13 protein-coding genes are annotated in these 16,214 nt (G+C 60.7%); 6 read left to right on the forward strand and 7 right to left on the reverse strand.

All coding sequences use genetic code 11. The annotated features are described in order from the left end of the window. The first annotated feature begins 148 nt into the window (after window positions 1-148). From EKL02_RS10590 to EKL02_RS10600, 3 genes are read left to right on the forward strand one after another with little or no spacing between them, the layout of a single operon-like run. Complete coding sequence (locus tag EKL02_RS10590; RefSeq protein ID WP_206732376.1) at window positions 149-1,207, forward strand: folate-binding protein YgfZ; 1,059 nt, start codon at window positions 149-151, stop codon at window positions 1,205-1,207. 43 nt (window positions 1,208-1,250) lie between these two features. Continuing rightward, window positions 1,251-1,538 (forward strand): DUF4936 family protein, encoded by a 288-nt coding sequence (locus tag EKL02_RS10595; RefSeq protein WP_128902018.1) that lies wholly within the window; start codon window positions 1,251-1,253, stop codon window positions 1,536-1,538. Then, window positions 1,529-2,254 (forward strand): NRDE family protein, encoded by a 726-nt coding sequence (locus tag EKL02_RS10600; RefSeq protein ID WP_128902019.1) that lies wholly within the window; start codon window positions 1,529-1,531, stop codon window positions 2,252-2,254. The genes EKL02_RS10595 and EKL02_RS10600 overlap by 10 nt, the downstream gene beginning before the upstream one ends. A 35-nt stretch (window positions 2,255-2,289) precedes the next feature. Here the strand turns inward: EKL02_RS10600 and EKL02_RS10605 are convergent, their stop codons facing one another. Further along, window positions 2,290-2,736 carry a GNAT family N-acetyltransferase gene (locus EKL02_RS10605; RefSeq protein WP_206732377.1) on the reverse strand — a complete coding sequence of 149 codons (447 nt, stop codon included), beginning with the start codon at window positions 2,734-2,736 and terminating at the stop codon, window positions 2,290-2,292. Window positions 2,737-2,749: 13 nt separating this feature from the next. Then, a complete protein-coding gene (locus EKL02_RS10610) occupies window positions 2,750-3,169 on the reverse strand; it encodes a PaaI family thioesterase (protein WP_128902020.1) in 420 nt (139 codons plus the stop codon). 380 nt (window positions 3,170-3,549) lie between these two features. On the opposite strand from EKL02_RS10610, the gene purT reads away from it, so the two are divergent. Further along, on the forward strand, window positions 3,550-4,764 hold the full coding sequence (gene purT, locus EKL02_RS10615) for a formate-dependent phosphoribosylglycinamide formyltransferase (protein WP_128902021.1): 1,215 nt from the start codon (window positions 3,550-3,552) through the stop codon (window positions 4,762-4,764). After that, the gene (locus EKL02_RS10620) at window positions 4,761-6,983 is read left to right on the forward strand and encodes an EAL domain-containing protein (protein WP_241687689.1); all 2,223 of its coding nucleotides are present in this window, start codon (window positions 4,761-4,763) and stop codon (window positions 6,981-6,983) included. The genes purT and EKL02_RS10620 overlap by 4 nt, the downstream gene beginning before the upstream one ends. On the opposite strand, the gene EKL02_RS10625 is transcribed toward EKL02_RS10620, so the two are convergent. Beyond that, window positions 6,980-9,412, reverse strand: a complete 2,433-nt coding sequence (locus tag EKL02_RS10625; RefSeq protein WP_128902022.1) for a penicillin acylase family protein — start codon at window positions 9,410-9,412, stop codon at window positions 6,980-6,982. The genes EKL02_RS10620 and EKL02_RS10625 overlap by 4 nt on opposite strands. Before the next feature lie 151 nt (window positions 9,413-9,563). Between EKL02_RS10625 and nadB the strand changes: the two genes are divergently transcribed. After that, a complete protein-coding gene (nadB, locus tag EKL02_RS10630) occupies window positions 9,564-11,180 on the forward strand; it encodes an L-aspartate oxidase (protein ID WP_128902023.1) in 1,617 nt (538 codons plus the stop codon). Here nadB and nadC read toward each other — a convergent pair. The 4 genes from nadC to EKL02_RS10650 form a co-directional block, all read right to left on the reverse strand. Further along, on the reverse strand, window positions 11,177-12,046 hold the full coding sequence (gene nadC, locus EKL02_RS10635) for a carboxylating nicotinate-nucleotide diphosphorylase (protein WP_128902024.1): 870 nt from the start codon (window positions 12,044-12,046) through the stop codon (window positions 11,177-11,179). The genes nadB and nadC overlap by 4 nt on opposite strands. After that, window positions 12,043-13,179 (reverse strand): quinolinate synthase NadA, encoded by a 1,137-nt coding sequence (gene nadA / locus EKL02_RS10640; RefSeq protein WP_206732378.1) that lies wholly within the window; start codon window positions 13,177-13,179, stop codon window positions 12,043-12,045. Before nadA ends, nadC begins: the two co-directional genes overlap by 4 nt. Window positions 13,180-13,310: 131 nt before the next feature. Beyond that, window positions 13,311-14,888 carry an ABC-F family ATPase gene (locus EKL02_RS10645; protein WP_241687690.1) on the reverse strand — a complete coding sequence of 526 codons (1,578 nt, stop codon included), beginning with the start codon at window positions 14,886-14,888 and terminating at the stop codon, window positions 13,311-13,313. A 125-nt stretch (window positions 14,889-15,013) separates the two neighbouring features. Further along, a complete protein-coding gene (locus EKL02_RS10650; protein WP_241687691.1) occupies window positions 15,014-16,189 on the reverse strand; it encodes a patatin-like phospholipase family protein in 1,176 nt (391 codons plus the stop codon). Window positions 16,190-16,214 lie beyond the last annotated feature (25 nt).

Consider the following 16,214-nt stretch of genomic DNA (forward strand, 5'->3'; position numbering starts at 1 on the left):
GAAAAATCCGCGACGCATCTATAATAAAACGCAGCAGCTTTGCCTGTCCGCGGTCACGGGACTCGGAAAAGGCCCTAATGATAATCGCATTGACGCGCAAGCAAGCAAAGCAAGGCGACGATATTTTCTGAACGAGATCACAATATCTATGCATCCCTGGCAGCAATTTCTGGAAGAACAAGGCTATCGTTTCGAGCAAGACCGCGCATTCGATGCCCTCGTCCCCGCGGCAGGCCTGTCACCGGACACGGCGTCTGCAGGGTTCATCACCCCCCTCACCGACCTCGGGTTGATGATGTTTTCCGGCGAGGAAGCCGCAAAATTCCTGCACAACCAGTTGACTAACGATGTCGAGCACCTGGGCGCGCGGGAAGCCCGGCTCGCCGCCTACTGCACCCCCAAGGGACGCATGCTGGCAAGCCTGCTGCTGTGGCGCGAGAGCGATGCCATTTTCTTGCAATTGCCGCGTGAAATACAGCCGACGGTGCAAAAGCGCCTGCAAATGTTCATTTTGCGCGCCAAGGTCAAGGCACACGATGTCTCGGACACCCGCGTTGTGCTGGGAGTTGGCGGCGCTGCAGCCGGTGCGGCACTGGCTCCCTGGGCGAAGGAATTGCCTGCCGCACCCTATGCCCGGGTCGATGCAGCCGGTGGCGCCCTGATCCGCGTCGCCGACGCTTTCGGCGCACCGCGTTACCAGTGGATCACCACGCCCGAACAGGCACAGGAAGCCTGGCCGCAGCTTACACAGAAGCTGCAACCGGCCGGCACGGCGTCGTGGCGCCTGGCAGATATCCTTGCAGGGGTACCGCAAATTGTCAAAGCCACGCAAGAAAGCTTCGTGCCGCAAATGGTCAATTTTGAAGTCATCGGCGGCGTCAATTTCAGGAAGGGTTGCTATCCCGGCCAGGAAATCGTCGCCCGCAGCCAGTACCTCGGCAAGCTCAAGCGCCGCATGGCGCTTGCCTTGGCCGACGCCGGCGCAGGTGCCGCACCCGCTGCAGGCATGGAAGTATTTTCCGTCGCGGACCCCGACCAACCCTGCGGCATGGTCGTCAACGCCGAACAATACGGCCCGGGCGAATTTGCCATGCTGGTGGAGCTGAAAACAGCGGCCCTCGACGAAGGCAGCGTCCATCTCGGGTCGGCGGCCGGACCCGCGCTGCGCATGCAAGCGCTGCCGTATGCATTGCCGGATGCAGCCTGAGCCGCGTTTCGGCATGGTAGCTTACTGACTCCGCGGGCAAGGAATGGACCTCTATATCTACTACCGTGCCGACTGCAGGCACGCGCAAGCCCTGGCCGAAAACGTAAGGGTGATGCAATCGGCGCTGACGCAACGCTGCGGCGTGGCTGCGGCGCTCAAGCGCCGCCCCGAGACAAAGGATGGACGCCATACCTGGATGGAAACCTACCTCAACATTCCCGGCAATTTCGATGCGATACTGGCGCAAGCGGTACAGCAGTCGGAAGTGGCTTCGCTCATCGAAGGCGAACGTCACACGGAATATTTTTTGGATGTCACTTCATGTGCTTGATCGTATTCGCCTGGCAAGTCATTCCTGGCACGCCGCTGATCGCAGCGGGCAACCGCGACGAATTTTACGACCGTCCTGCCACGCCGGCAGACTGGTGGCAGGATCACCCGCATGTCTATGCCGGGCGCGACTTGAAAGGCGGCGGCACGTGGATGGGCGTCACGCGTGACGGCCGCTTTGCCGCCATCACCAATATTCGCGCCCCCTCTGAAACCAGGGCGGACGCGCCGAGCCGCGGCAGGCTTGTGGCCGACTATCTGTCCGGCAGCGCCAGCGCTGCGCACTATATCGGGCAGATCGGCGCCGGTGCCGAACGGTACAATGGCTTCAACCTGCTGGTTGGCGACCGCGACCAGCTGATCTGGTATTCCAACCGCGCCGTTGATGACGAGCGCAATGGCAAGCCGCTTGCACCGGGTGTCTATGGCTTGTCGAATGCCGGGCTGGACGCTTCCTGGCCCAAGGTGGTGCGCACCAAGGCGCAATTTTCCAGCTTGCTGTGCCAGTGCGCACCCGAAGAAGCCTTTTTTGAAATGCTGTCCGATACCACCCGGGCCTCCGACTGCCGCCTGCCCAAGACCGGGGTCAGCATCGAACTGGAACGCATGCTGTCAGCGGTCTACATCGAATCCGCCGATTACGGCACCCGTTCCTCGACGGTAGTCAAGCTGGCGGCAAACGACGAGCCACTGTTGTACGAGCGGCTGCTCAAGTAATCCTGGTCGGCGGCGCGCATCTGGCCGCCGTGTTCTCAACCCAGCCGGCAACGCATGTGGATGTGGGGAATATCGGCATCGTCGAACTCCTCACCCTCCCCCTTGAAACCGTAGCGCGCATAAAAGCCTTGCGCGTGGGTTTGTGCATTCAATCGTGACTCCGCGTCGCCGCGCCGCCGCGATGCCTGCATCAGGGCAGCCAGAATGGCCGCGCCAATGCCCTGGCCCCGCGCACCGCGTAAGACTGCCATGCGGCCGATGTGACCGTCCGGCAGCAGGCGTCCCGTGCCGACCGCCTGTCCTGCGGAATCGCGGGCAATCGCATGCAACGCAACGGCATCCATCTCATCCCATTCAAGCGCGACCGGCACCAGTTGCTCACCGATGAAGACTTCGCTGCGCACGATACGCGCTGCACTGCCGAGCATCTCCCAGTCGCCGAGCTCGATGCGAATGTCGCTGCCTGAAAGCTTATCGGCCATGCATCCTATCCTTTCAGGTACGGCTGAGCCGCTTCGCCGCATCACTGCGCTTCAGGTACTTGAAGGTGCCCATCGCCTTGGCTACCAGTTTGTCGCCATTCCAGACCTCGCCTTCGCAAAAGCACATGGTGGTGGAGCGATGCAAAGTCTTGCCCTTGGCAATAATGCGGTTGCCAGGCGTGCCGCCCGCCTGCAGGAAGCTGGTCTTCATTTCCACCGTGACGCTGGCATGTACTTCCGGATTTTGTGAACGTCCGGCCATCGCCATCGCCACATCGAGCAGGGTCATGGTGAGTCCGCCGTGAGTGACATGCCAGCTGTTCATGTGACGCTCTTCAAGGGTCAGGCCAACTTGCGCCTCACCGTTGCCCATGCCAAGAAATTCCACCCCCAGGTCGTCGAGAAACGGGATGGCTACTGGAAACTGCTGCATGCATTTACCTTTCTAAACGGGTCACGATGGCGCCAGGGCGCGCCGGGCTATTTCGGTCGCACATTGTCCTGCATTTCCGCTGGTTTTGCTGCTCGTGGCTTGCTCATGCCGCCAACGCGGGGATTGTAACCAATTACCGTCACAGTCCCTCTGCAGCTTTCAGCCAAATTTATTCTACAACGGCGCAACGCCCGGCCTTTGGTACAACTGCCTATAACTATTGGTTACAAATCGCCCAACCCCGCGCATCGACTGCCGTCATGGTTCGCCCCTCGTGAACAAGCGCATGAAATATATGCAGGTTTGGCTGTCCAAAGTGCCGCAGATTTGATAATGTTTCATTGTCCGTATTGCAAATATCAACTTCATATCCAGCTCCCATGACCTTGCAGCGCCGCCTTGGTACGCCACTGTCCCCTTCAGCCTTCAAAGTCATGCTGCTCGGCGCCGGCGAACTCGGCAAGGAAGTCGTCATTGCATTGCAGAGGCTTGGGGTCGAGGTCATTGCGGTCGACCGTTATGCGAACGCACCGGGGCACCAGGTGGCGCATCGCGCGCACGTCATCGACATGACCGATGGCGCCGCGCTCACCGCCCTGATCGAGCGTGAGCAACCGCACATGGTTGTGCCGGAAATCGAGGCGATCGCGACCCCTGCTCTGCTCGAACTCGAAAAAGCCGGCAAGACGACCGTGATCCCGACAGCTCGCGCAGCCTGGCTGACCATGAACCGCGAAGGTATCCGGCGCCTGGCTGCCGAGGAACTTGGCTTGCCGACATCGCCGTACCGCTTCGCCGACAGCCTGGAAGAATTGCAAGTCGCCTGCACCGACATCGGATTTCCGTGTGTAATCAAACCCGTCATGTCTTCTTCCGGCAAGGGGCAGTCCAGGATCGACAGCACAGCGGAAGTCGAGGCAGCCTGGAAGTACGCCGCTGCGGGTGGCCGCGTCGATGCCGGCCGCGTGATCGTCGAAGGCTTCATCGACTTCGACTATGAAATCACCCAACTGACCGTGCGTTCGCTCGATGGCAACGGCAATCCTGCCACCGGTTTCTGCGAACCGATCGGGCACCTGCAGGTGCACGGCGACTACGTCGAATCCTGGCAGCCGCACCCGATGGCACCGCTGGCGCTGCAACGTGCCCGCGAAATCGCCAAAGCCGTCACCGACAACCTGGGTGGTCTCGGCGTATTCGGCGTGGAGCTGTTCGTCAAGGGCGACATGGTCTGGTTTTCGGAAGTCAGCCCGCGCCCGCACGACACCGGCATGGTCACCATGGCCAGCCAGCGCCAGAGCGAATTCGAACTGCATGCCAAAGCCATCCTGGGCCTGCCGGTCGACACCAGTTTGGCAAATCCCGCCGCCTCGGCGGTAATCTACGGCCAGCTTGAAGCGGCTGGAATCGCTTTCGAGGGCGTGGCTGAAGCGCTGGCACTGCCCGGTGTCGATATCCGCCTGTTCGGCAAGCCGCAATCCTTCGCCCGCCGCCGCATGGGCGTTGCCCTGGCCAGCGCGGGCGATATCGAAAGCGCGCGCATCATTGCCCGCCAGGCAGCGCAATGCGTCAAGCCTGTGCCGGCACAGGCATGAAACTGCGACTGCTGCGCCCCGACGGCACCCTCAGTATCAACGAGGTGTTCCGGCTATCGTCGCTGTTCCTGTACATTATCCTGCTGGCGCATGCAGCCGGCGCCAGTGCTGCGCAGCGGCTGGTATTTTCCGACGCCACTGTCGTGGCGCTCGGGATTGTGCTGCTATTGTTCCTGACGGCGCTCTGGCGCTTTATCTGGCCGCAGGTAATGGCCTATGACCCGCGCCGCATCCTGTTCGAAATGGCCGTGGCCATGCTTGCCTTTTCGGTGCTGGCGCTGCAGCGCACGCTACCGTCCATCAATTTATCCTGGCTGATCGCACTGGCCGGCGTATTCCTCCTGCCGCTGGAAGCCGGTGCGGCTCTTGCTTCGGCGATTGCCATCGTCACCCTCCAGTTCCTTTTACGGGTCAAGCTCGACATCAGCCTGAGCGACTGGATGCCGCACCTGTATGCAACGCTGTTTGTCAGCCTGCTGTCGCGCTTGCTCGGACGTGCGCTCAAGCAAAATGCCCTGGCGCTGGAAAAAGCGCATCTCGACCAGCGGCGCTTCGACGCCGTGGCCCGTGCCACGCGGCACGGCCTGATGATCGTCGATCCGAAGTACATGGTCACCTATGTCAATCCGGCGATCCGTGAAATTATCGGCTTCAGCGACCAGGAGCTATATCAGATGACCTTGCGGGACTCCCTCCATCCCGACGACGACCTGAAGGGACGCGACAAGCTGCGATATCTGCGCCATACACCGCGCAGCACCATCTTTTCGCGCCACCGCACACGCCATAAAGATGGGCACTGGGTCTGGGTCGAGGTGTGCGGCTACAACCTGCTCCATGACCCTGCCATCAAGGGCCTGGTATTCAGCATCGAGGACATCAGCGAACGCAAGGAGTATGAACTGCGCCTGGAGCAGCAAGCCTTGCATGACCCGTTGACGGGATTGCCCAACCGCCGCCACGTGCTCAAGAAGCTCACGGGCGCCATCGACGCATTCCGCGAAAAGCAGAGCCGCCTGGCAGTCTTCGTGTGCAATCTGGATTTTTTCAAGAGCCTCAACGATATCCATGGCCATGAATTCGGCGACAAGTGCCTGCTCGAACTTGCCCGGCGCATCGCTGCGGAACTGGCTCCGGCAGATTTCCTCGCCCGCCTCGGCGGCAATGAATTCGTCGTGCTAGCAGATTCCACTCCACAGGAAGCGACTGTCAAAGCCGAGGCGCTGCTGGCCGCCGTAGCGCGGCAAATGGTGCTCGACAACGTGGTCGTCAAGCTCCAGGCCAGCATCGGCATTGCTTTCCTGCATGCCGGACATGGCAATCCCTCCGACCTTCTGAGGGATGCCGATGCCGCGATGTACCAGGCCAAGGAATGCGGCCGCAATCGCGTGGAAGTCTTCGATGCAGAGCTACAGAATCTGCGCACCCGGTCTGCGCAACTGGAAGCTGCGCTGCACTTCGCCCTTGAACGCGACGAACTGTCGCTCTCCTACCAGCCCAAGGTGGCGCTGGCCGACAGCACCATTCGCGGCTTTGAATTGCTGCTGCGCTGGAACAATCCGCAACATGGCGAGATCGCCCCGCATGAATTCATTCCCATCGCCGAGGCTTCCGGCCTGATCGTGCCCGTCGGACTCTGGGCACTCGAACAAGCCTGCCGGCAGGCGGCATCATGGCGGCAGCAACCCGAAACCGAGGGGATTACGATTGCGGTCAATGTTTCGATGCGCCAGTTGCTGCAGTCATCCTTCCCCGCGGAAGTTGCCGCCATTCTTGAACGCACTGGCGCGTTGCCTGCGGCGATAGAACTGGAGATAACGGAATCATCCGCGATGGCCAACCCGCTGCAGACGGTGGAAACCCTCACGATGCTGAAATCGATGGGATTCCGCCTGGCGCTGGATGACTTCGGCACGGGTTATTCGTCGCTGGCTTACCTGCAAAAACTGCCGCTGGATGTCCTGAAGATCGACAAGGCCTTCATCCACGCGCTCGCAAAGAACCCTGGCGATGCGGAAATCGTGCGCCTGATCCTGGCCCTGGCAGCCGCCCTGAAGCTCGACACTGTGGCAGAAGGCGTTGAAACCGCCGAGCAGGCCAATCTGCTTGAAATCATGGGATGCAACATGGGCCAGGGCTATGCGTTTTCCCGCTCGGTCAGCGCGCAGGAAGCCGAACGACTGCTGCGCCCGGCGCAATCCATCGCCCTGGCGTTCTAGGGCGCCAGCCTCAACGTACCCATCTGTCCCTGCTCGACCGTTGCACGTCCGGTTTGCATGGGCAGATATTCAACGCCTGCCCACTGCGTGGCGAGGTTGCGGTACAACGGCGAGAACACATTGCCCGATTGGCCGGTAGAGTGCATGAACCGGGATTTCTCGAGATCACCCAGGTCGAACAAGGTGCGCAGGCCGGCGGCGTGGCGATTGAGAAAGGGCTCGGCCTCGTTGCCCGGATTATTGCGGCCGACATTGATGCTGAAGGTATCGCCGGCACTCGGCACTTCGACATTGAAGAGACGGTTCAGGGTTGCCACCGTACCAAATGGGCGGTGTTCCGAACGCGCCGCATGCGCCTCTCCCCAGCGCCATGCGAGTGCATTGCGGCCATACCGGTTTTCCAGATCATCGAGGGCGGCTTCCAGCGCGCGCGGCAACAACGCACTGCAGGCATCTACCGGCGCTATCGCCCCCTGCCCGGCGCCGGCACACCAGCGTCCCTGCCCGTCCTTGTCGCGCATGACATTCAGCATGGCCTGATGAAAATTGCGATACTGCCAGTACTCGCTGAAAAGTCCCGCGCCAAGTTCATCGGCGAATATGAGGCGGGAGAGCTCGCGCAGCCAGGCAGTGGCAATCAGCGGCTCGGGCCGGCCTGCCGCCATCTCGCCATCCCAGCGCGAGAGCATGTCGATTGCCTTGCGGGCGCGCTCGCTGGACGGCGTGGTTTTCCGCAGGCGCGGCAGCAACTCGCGCACTGCCGGCGACAATGCATCCTTCTGCATCGCGGCAAAGGTATCCAGGCTATGCTTTGGGGAAGCGGCAAGCAGTTCTTCGATACGCCCGGCGCGATAAGGCAGAGTCCATTCGCTGGTGATGAACCAGGGATAGTCGGCCCCGACAATCTTCTGGTTTGCGGTGACGATCCGCCCGGCGGCCGGATTGTCCTGACGCGGCAAGGCATCGAAAGGTATAAAGCCATTCCAGTCGTAACGGCTATCCCAGCCCGGCGCCGGCGCCAGCCCGCGCAGGTCGTTTTCGCGCTTGCGCAATGGCACCCGCCCGGGGGCGATCATGCCGATGTTGCCATCGATATCGGCCACCACCATGCTCTGCTGCGGCGCATGCCATTCCCGCGATGCCTCGACGAATTCCGTCCAGCTGCGCGCGCGGTTGTAGCGCAGGCCAGCCTGCAGCGTCATGTCATCTGGCCGCAGCGCAGTCCAGGCAAATGCCACCGCATACTGTCCCGCATCGAGCGGCGCCTTTTCCAGTGCCGCCAGGGCGCCGCTGACAATCGGGCCATGACGGCTTTCCCGTACCGCCATCTGGATGTCGGGCTGCCCCTTGACCTTGATGATTTCCATTCGCCGTTGAAAGTCGGCCCACCCGCCGGGTACCTGATACTGCCCCGGGTTGTCGGGGCGTATGCGTTCGATGTACAGGTCCTGGACGTCCGGCGCAGTATTGGTAAAGCCCCAGGCAATCCGGTCGTTGCGTCCGAGCACGACTGCTGGTATGCCTGGCAAGGTGGCGCCGATAACATTCAGGCCGGGAGCAGAAAGATGCGCCAGGTACCACAGCGATGGCGCCGAAAGGCCAAGGTGCGGGTCATTGGCCAGCAAGGGCTTGCCGCTGACGGTATGCTTGCCAGCGAGCACCCAATTATTGGAGCCCATGCCCTCGACATACGATGGCGGGGCGATTTGCGCCAGGCGCGCCAATTGCTGGCCGATGCCGGCAAACTGGCGATAGAACGCCGTGTAATCCCGGGTCGCCAGCGGTGCTTCGCCCGGATAAGGCGCCAGGAATTCATTGATTTGCGCCAGGGTGAGGCGTTGCGCCAGGCGCATGCGCAGCAATTCCTGCGTCCAGTTGGCACCGAGATCCCAGGCCATCATGGTTTGCCAGGCAATCGAGTCGGCCGGCTCCCAAGGTTCGGGGGCTGCAGTCCCGGTGAGGACAAATTCCGGCGGCAAGGGCCCGCTGCGATTGGCGACAAAGGCATTGATGCCACTTGCATAGGCTTGCAGCGCGGCGCGCGTATCCGGCGCCAGGCGCCCCAGGATCAGCTGGGCGTTGCGGCGTATCCCCAGCGTGCGCAGGAAACGGTCGGTCGGCACAGCCTTTGGCCCGAGAATTTCCGCCATGCGCCCGGCAGCGATGCGGCGGTTCATCTCCAGTTGCCACAAGCGGTCCTGCGCATGCGCGAATCCGAGCGCAAAATATGCGTCGGCGGACGATTGCGCGTAGATATGCGGCACCCCGGCAGCATCGCGCACGATATCCACCGGTGCGGCAAGGCCCGGCATCTGCAAAACCCCGGTAACTTGGGGCTGGCTTGCGGAACGATACCAGAGCAGCCCGGCAACCAGCAGCAAGGCGGTCGACAGCAGGCTGAACCCGAACCATTTCACAATTTTACGCATCCATCCTCCGCCTTTGCAGCCGCCGAAATTTTCAACATTGCGAGATTAGCACAGGCCCGTGCGGGCCATTCGCAGCCTGCATTCCTGCCCCAAATGGTCTATAGTCATGGCAATGTCGTCCATAACAATGGTAAAAGCTGAAAGTTACCCCATGAAATTCGATGTTGCCATTATCGGCAGCGGCCTGGCAGGCCTGTCGGTCGCCCTGCACCTGGCAAAAACGCACAAGGTTGTCGTCATTTCCAAATTGTCGCTGCTCGACGGCGCCAGCAACTGGGCGCAAGGCGGCATTGCTGCAGTGCTCGATTCCGGCGACAGCCACGAACAGCATATTGCCGACACCCTGGTAGCCGGGGCCGGGCTGTGCGACGAAGGCGCCACCCGTTTCATCGTCGAGCATGGCCGTGAAGCCATCGAATGGCTGATCGAACAGGGTGTCCCGTTCACCCGCGACGCCGAGGCGGAACTGGGGTTCCACCTGACTCGCGAAGGCGGCCACAGCCAGCGCCGCATCATTCATGCTGCCGACGCCACCGGTCACGCCGTGCAGGTGACGCTGGAACAGAAAGTCCGCAACCACCCCAATATCACCCTGCTGGAAAACCATTTCGCCATCGACCTGGTCACCTCCGACAAGCTGACGAAGCGCGGCAGCGCCGGCAGCGGGGGTGCGCCCACGTGCCTGGGCGTGTACGTGCAGGACACCGCCAGCGGCAAGGTACTGACAATCGCCGCCAGCCAGACCGTGCTGGCCACCGGCGGCGCCGGCAAGGTCTATCTCTACACGACCAATCCTGACACTGCCACCGGCGACGGCATTGCCATGGCATGGCGTGCCGGTTGCCGCGTCTCCAACATGGAGTTCATCCAGTTCCACCCGACCTGCCTGTACCACCCCTATGCAAAATCCTTCCTGATTAGCGAAGCGGTTCGCGGCGAAGGCGGCCTCCTGCGCCTGCCGCGGGAAGATGGCGCCGAGGCCGGCAAGCGCTTCATGCCGGAGCATGACGAACGCGCCGAACTGGCGCCACGCGATATCGTGGCGCGTGCAATCGACTTTGAAATGAAAAAACGCGGCCTCGATCATGTCGATCTCGACATTACGCACCAGAGCCCGGAATTCCTGCAAGAGCACTTCCCCACGATCTATGCACGCTGCCTGGAGCTGGGCATCGATATCACCAAGCAGCCGATCCCGGTGGTGCCGGCGGTACACTTCACCTGCGGCGGCGTGGTGACCGATCTGGCCGGCCGCACGGACGTCAAGGGACTTTACGCCGTCGGCGAAACGGCTTGCACAGGCCTGCATGGCGCCAACCGCCTGGCCAGCAATTCGCTGCTCGAATGCGTCGTGCTGGGCCGCGCTGCAGCCACCCATATCGAACAACAACCCAAGCCGGCGGCAGTCGCCCTGCCGGACTGGGATGAAAGCCGTGTCACCAATGCCGATGAAGAAGTGGTCATCACACAAAACTGGGATGAATTGCGCCGGTCAATGTGGAATTATGTCGGCATTGTGCGCACCACCAAGCGCATGGAGCGGGCCGAGCACCGCATCCGCATGCTGAAAGAAGAGATCGATGAGTATTACGCCAATTTCCGCATCACGCCGGACCTGCTGGAGTTGCGCAACCTGGTCGACGTCGCTTCGCTGATCGTCCAGAGCGCCCTGTCGCGCCGGGAAAGCCGCGGCCTGCATTTCAGCCGTGATTACCCCGACACCCTACCCAAAGCACTTCCAACGGTGCTGACACCGAAGCGGCGTTAGTTGCCAATGATCCGCAGCGAATAATCGGTCGCCTTGACATCCTTGGTCAGGCTGCCGATCGAAATCCGGTCGACACCGGTCTCGGCAATCGCGCGCACGCTGTCCATGTTGACCCCGCCGGACGCTTCCAGCACGGCGCGGCCGGCATTGACTTTTACTGCTTCGCGCATCGCCTCGGGCGTGAAATTATCCAGCAGGATGGAGACGGCACCCGCTGCCAGCGCCTGCTCCATCTCGGCCAGGTTCTCGACTTCAATCTGGATCGACACACCGGCTTTCAAGGCAAGTGCCGCCTGCATTGCAGCGCTGACACCCCCGGCCGCGGCGATGTGGTTTTCCTTGATCAGTATGCCGTCGTACAAGGCCATGCGCTGGTTCTTGCCGCCGCCCACGCGCACCGCGTATTTCTGCGCCAGGCGCAAGCCCGGCAGCGTCTTGCGGGTATCGAGAATGGCAGCACGGGTGCCGGCAATCACGTCCACATAGCGCCGCGTGGCGCTGGCCACGCCGGACAGCAGCTGCAGGAAGTTCAGCGCAGGCCGCTCGGCCGTCAGCAACGCGCGTGCCGGCGCCGCGATGCTGCAAACAACGCTGTCGGCTGCCATCAAGTCGCCTTCGGCATATTTCCAGTCAATTTCGATGCGGGCATCGAGTTCTTTCATCACGCCCTCGAACCAGGGCGCGCCGCCAAGCACTGCCGCTTCACGCACGATTACCTGCGCCTTGACCCATTCCTGCGCCGGCACCAGCTTGCCGGTGACGTCGCCGCTGCCCACATCCTCGGTGATGGCGGCAATGATATTGGCCTCGAATGCCGCCTTCAGCAGCGGATCGAAAGGGGCAAAGGGATTCTTGAGCGTACTCATGCGGGTCCAATTCCAGAAAACAGTGTTTGTTCTTTCGCCAGGTCGCCGGAGGGGCGCACATTGGCTTTCTGCTTGGCGGCGAAATCCAGCATACGGTCGATGCAGACGTAAGCCTTGCGGCCGATTTCCGGATCGACATGGATTTCATTACTGCCGGTTTCCAGCACCTCGGCCAGGTTGCGCAAGCCATTCATGGCCATCCAGGGGCAATGGGCGCAGCTCTTGCAGGTAGCGCTGTTGCCGGCAGTCGGGGCATCGATGAAAATCTTGCCCGGCGCTGCCATTTTCATCTTGTGCAGGATGCCGTTGTCGGTGGCAACAATAAACTCCTTGGCATCCAGCGACTTGGCTGCAGCGATCAGCTGCGAGGTGGAGCCGACCACATCCGCCAGCGCCACCACGGCTTCGGGCGACTCCGGGTGCACCAGGATCTTGGCGCCCGGATGCTCTTGCTTCAGCAACTCCAGTTCGACGCCCTTGAATTCGTCATGCACGAGGCAGGATCCCTGCCACAACAACATGTCGGCGCCGGTCTTTTTCTGGATATAGCTGCCCAGGTGCTTGTCCGGCGCCCACAGGATTTTCTTGCCTTGCGCATGCAGGTGTTCGACGATCTGCAAGCCGATGGACGATGTCACCATCCAGTCGGCGCGCGCCTTGACCGCTGCGCTGGTATTGGCATACACGACCACGGTCCGGTCCGGGTGGGCATCGCAAAAGGCGGCAAACTCATCGGCAGGGCAACCCAGGTCGAGCGAGCAGGTCGCATCCAGGTCCGGCATCAGGATGGTTTTATCGGGGCTGAGGATCTTGGCGGTCTCGCCCATGAACTTTACGCCAGCCACCACCAGGGTCTTGGCAGGATGGTCGCGCCCGAAACGCGCCATTTCCAGCGAATCCGACACGCAGCCGCCGGTTTCCTCGGCGAGGTCTTGCAAGTCGGCATCGACGTAGTAATGCGCCACCAGCACTGCCTGCTTTTCCTTCAGGAGCTTGCGGATGCGCTCCTTCAATGCCGCCTTTTCTTCCAGCGTCGGATTATCCGGCACCTTGGCCCAGGCGTTGGCAACGCAACTGGTGCCGGCATCCATTTGCGGACGTTCGAATTCAACGGTCTTGATCAGCGTTTCCATGATGCTCCTGAAAAAACAGTGGGGCGCAGTGCAGCAAGAGTGGCATTATAAAGCCAGATGCAGATGGCTTCAGAGCAGCAAAAAAAAACGCAGCCCGGGCAGGCTGCGTTTTTTATGATCCAGCGCCATGCTTAAGCGATGCCCTGGCTGGACAGGTAATCTTCATAACCGCCCTGGAAGTCGACAATGCCGTCTTCCTTGATTTCCAGGATGCGCGTGGCCAGCGACGAAACGAATTCGCGGTCATGCGACACGAAGATCAGCGTGCCGGCATATTTTTCCAGGGCAATGTTAAGCGACTCGATCGATTCCATGTCCATGTGGTTGGTCGGTTCGTCCAGCAACATGACATTGTGACGGCCGAGCATCAGCTTGCCGTACATCATGCGTCCCTTCTCGCCGCCGGACAACACCTTGACCGACTTTTTCACATCATCACCGCCAAACAGCAGGCGCCCGAGGATGGAACGCACGGCCTGGTCATCGTCGCCTTCCTGGGTCCACTGGCCCATCCAGTCCGCCAAGATTTTTCCGTTGGCAAACTCCTCGGTCGGATCTTGCGGCATGTAACCCACATTGGCATTTTCAGCCCACTTCACACTCCCGCGGTCGGCGTGCAAACCGCAGATTTCATCGCCACCGATACAACGCAGCAAGGTGGTTTTACCGGCCCCGTTGGCGCCAATGATGGCAATCTTTTCCCCGGCTTCCACCATGATGCTGAAATTCTTGAACAGCTGACGATCATAGGCTTTCGACAAGCCTTCGGTTTCCACGGCCAGGCGATGCAATTTCTTTTCACCTTCAAAGCGGATGAAGGGGTTGGCGCGGCTGGAAGGCTTGATATCTTCCACCTTGATCTTGTCGATCTGCTTGGCGCGCGAAGTCGCCTGGCGCGCCTTGGACTTGTTGGCCGAGAAACGGCGCACGAAGTCCTGCAACTCGGCGACCTTGTCCTTGGCCTTGGCATTGTTGGCCAGTTGCTGCGCGCGCGCCTGCGACGACGCCAGCATGTAATCATCGTAATTGCCGGGGTAGACCTTCAGCGTGCCGTAATCCATGTCGGCCATGTGGGTGCAGACCTGATTCAGGAAGTGACGATCATGGGAAATGATGATCATGGTCGAGTTGCGCTGATTAAGCACATCTTCCAGCCAGCGGATGGTATTGATGTCCAGGTTGTTGGTCGGCTCGTCCAGCAGCAGGATGTCCGGATTGGAAAACAGCGCCTGCGCCAGCAGCACGCGCAACTTCCAGCCTGGCGCCACATTGCTCATCGGCCCCTGGTGCTGTTCGATCGGCACGCCCGCGCCCATCAGCAATTCACCGGCGCGCGCTTCGGCCGTATAGCCATCGTATTCCGCAAACTTGGCTTCGAGGTCGGCCGCCTTCATGTAATCGTCGTCGGTGGCCTCGGGGTTGGCGTAGATCGCATCGCGTTCGCTCATCGCCGCCCACATTTCCGTGTGGCCCATCATCACCACGTCCAGTACCCGCATTTCTTCATAGGCGAACTGGTCCTGGCGCAGCTTGCCCAGGCGCTCGTTGGTATCCAGCATGACGGTGCCGGCAGACTGCTCGAGATCGCCGCCCAAAATTTTCATGAAGGTGGACTTGCCACAACCGTTGGCGCCGATCAAGCCGTAACGATTACCATCCCCGAACTTGACAGAAATGTTTTCAAACAGCGGCTTGGGGCCGAACTGCATTGTGATATTGGCGGTAGAGAGCACAGAAAAGCCTTTTAAAACAAGTAGATTAACCCGCCATTTTACCATTGTGGCAGGTGCGCATAAAGGATGCCGCAGCAGAGTCCCTGCCGCCGTGTTACAGGCTATCGGGTCTTGCCGGAAAATCCATCGATGCCTGACGCCAGCGCCGTTCCAGCCCCGACGCTTGCATCGTGGATCACGACACCATCGACTGGATCGGCAGGCAATGTCCATGGCGCCAGATTGAGGATGTGCGCGGTGTCGGCACAGCCGGCTTGCCAGCGCTCGCGCAATCGCCCTGGCGTAAAGTCGATATCCTTCATCTCGTCTTCGCTGTCGATTCCGGAAGCGACAAGCCGTACTACGTGCATGACGGTATGGCATCCCCAGGCAGCCAACTCCCTGATCCTGGCTGTATTGCGGCTTTTTGCCGGTATGGCCCTGGCAAGCTCGCGGATGACATGCCGTAGATGATGAATTTGCTTCTGGCGGGCGATATGGCTCTTGGCGCGGCTGGCATACAGGATTTCTTTTTCCCTGCCGGCGACTTGCCATAAGGATTGCGGCTCAGCGCCACCGGGATTCCAGACGTCGACGGCAAAGATGAGTGAATCGCGCCGGGGGTTGTCATCCAGTACTGCCTCAATTGGCGTATTGGAGTAAATGCCGCCATCCCAATAGGCATCGCCATTGATCTGAACTGCCGGAAAGGCCGGCGGATAGGCGCTGGATGCCAGAATGTGTTCAATCGTAATGGTTTCTTCTCGGCTATCGAAATAGCGCATCTCGCCATTACTGACTTTGACAGCACCAAGGCAAATGCGTGTCTTGCCGCTATTGAGTCGCTGGAAATCGATAAGGTTTTCCAGCGAGCTGCGCAATGGTTCTGTCGAATAATAAGCGGCGTTTGCAACGCCGATGGCGGCGTACTGATTGAGCCAGGCAACAGGATTGGGCGTGAAAAATCCCGGAATCCCTGCCGCAATGGTCATCCAGTTCGCCATTGCATTGCCGCCTCCGGGAAAGCCATACAGCACGTTGCCAAAGGCTTTTTGTTCAATGCCCTGCCAGAATTCACGCAGGCGCTGGAGCCGCAGTTCCGGCGGGTTGCCTGCAATGAGCGCTGAATTAATTGCACCGATCGACGTACCAACCAGCCAGTCCGGCTCGATGCCGGATTCATGCAAAGCCTGGTAGACACCCGCGTGATACGCACCCAGCGCGCCGCCGCCTTGCAACACCAGCACGACCTGGCCCGGCAGCGGTGGTTTGTTCAGTCCCGTCCGGTACTTTTTCAAAGCAGCCCCTTTCGTCCGCGTTGAA

Source organism: Janthinobacterium sp. 17J80-10, assembly GCF_004114795.1.
Classification (GTDB): domain Bacteria; phylum Pseudomonadota; class Gammaproteobacteria; order Burkholderiales; family Burkholderiaceae_D; genus Paucimonas.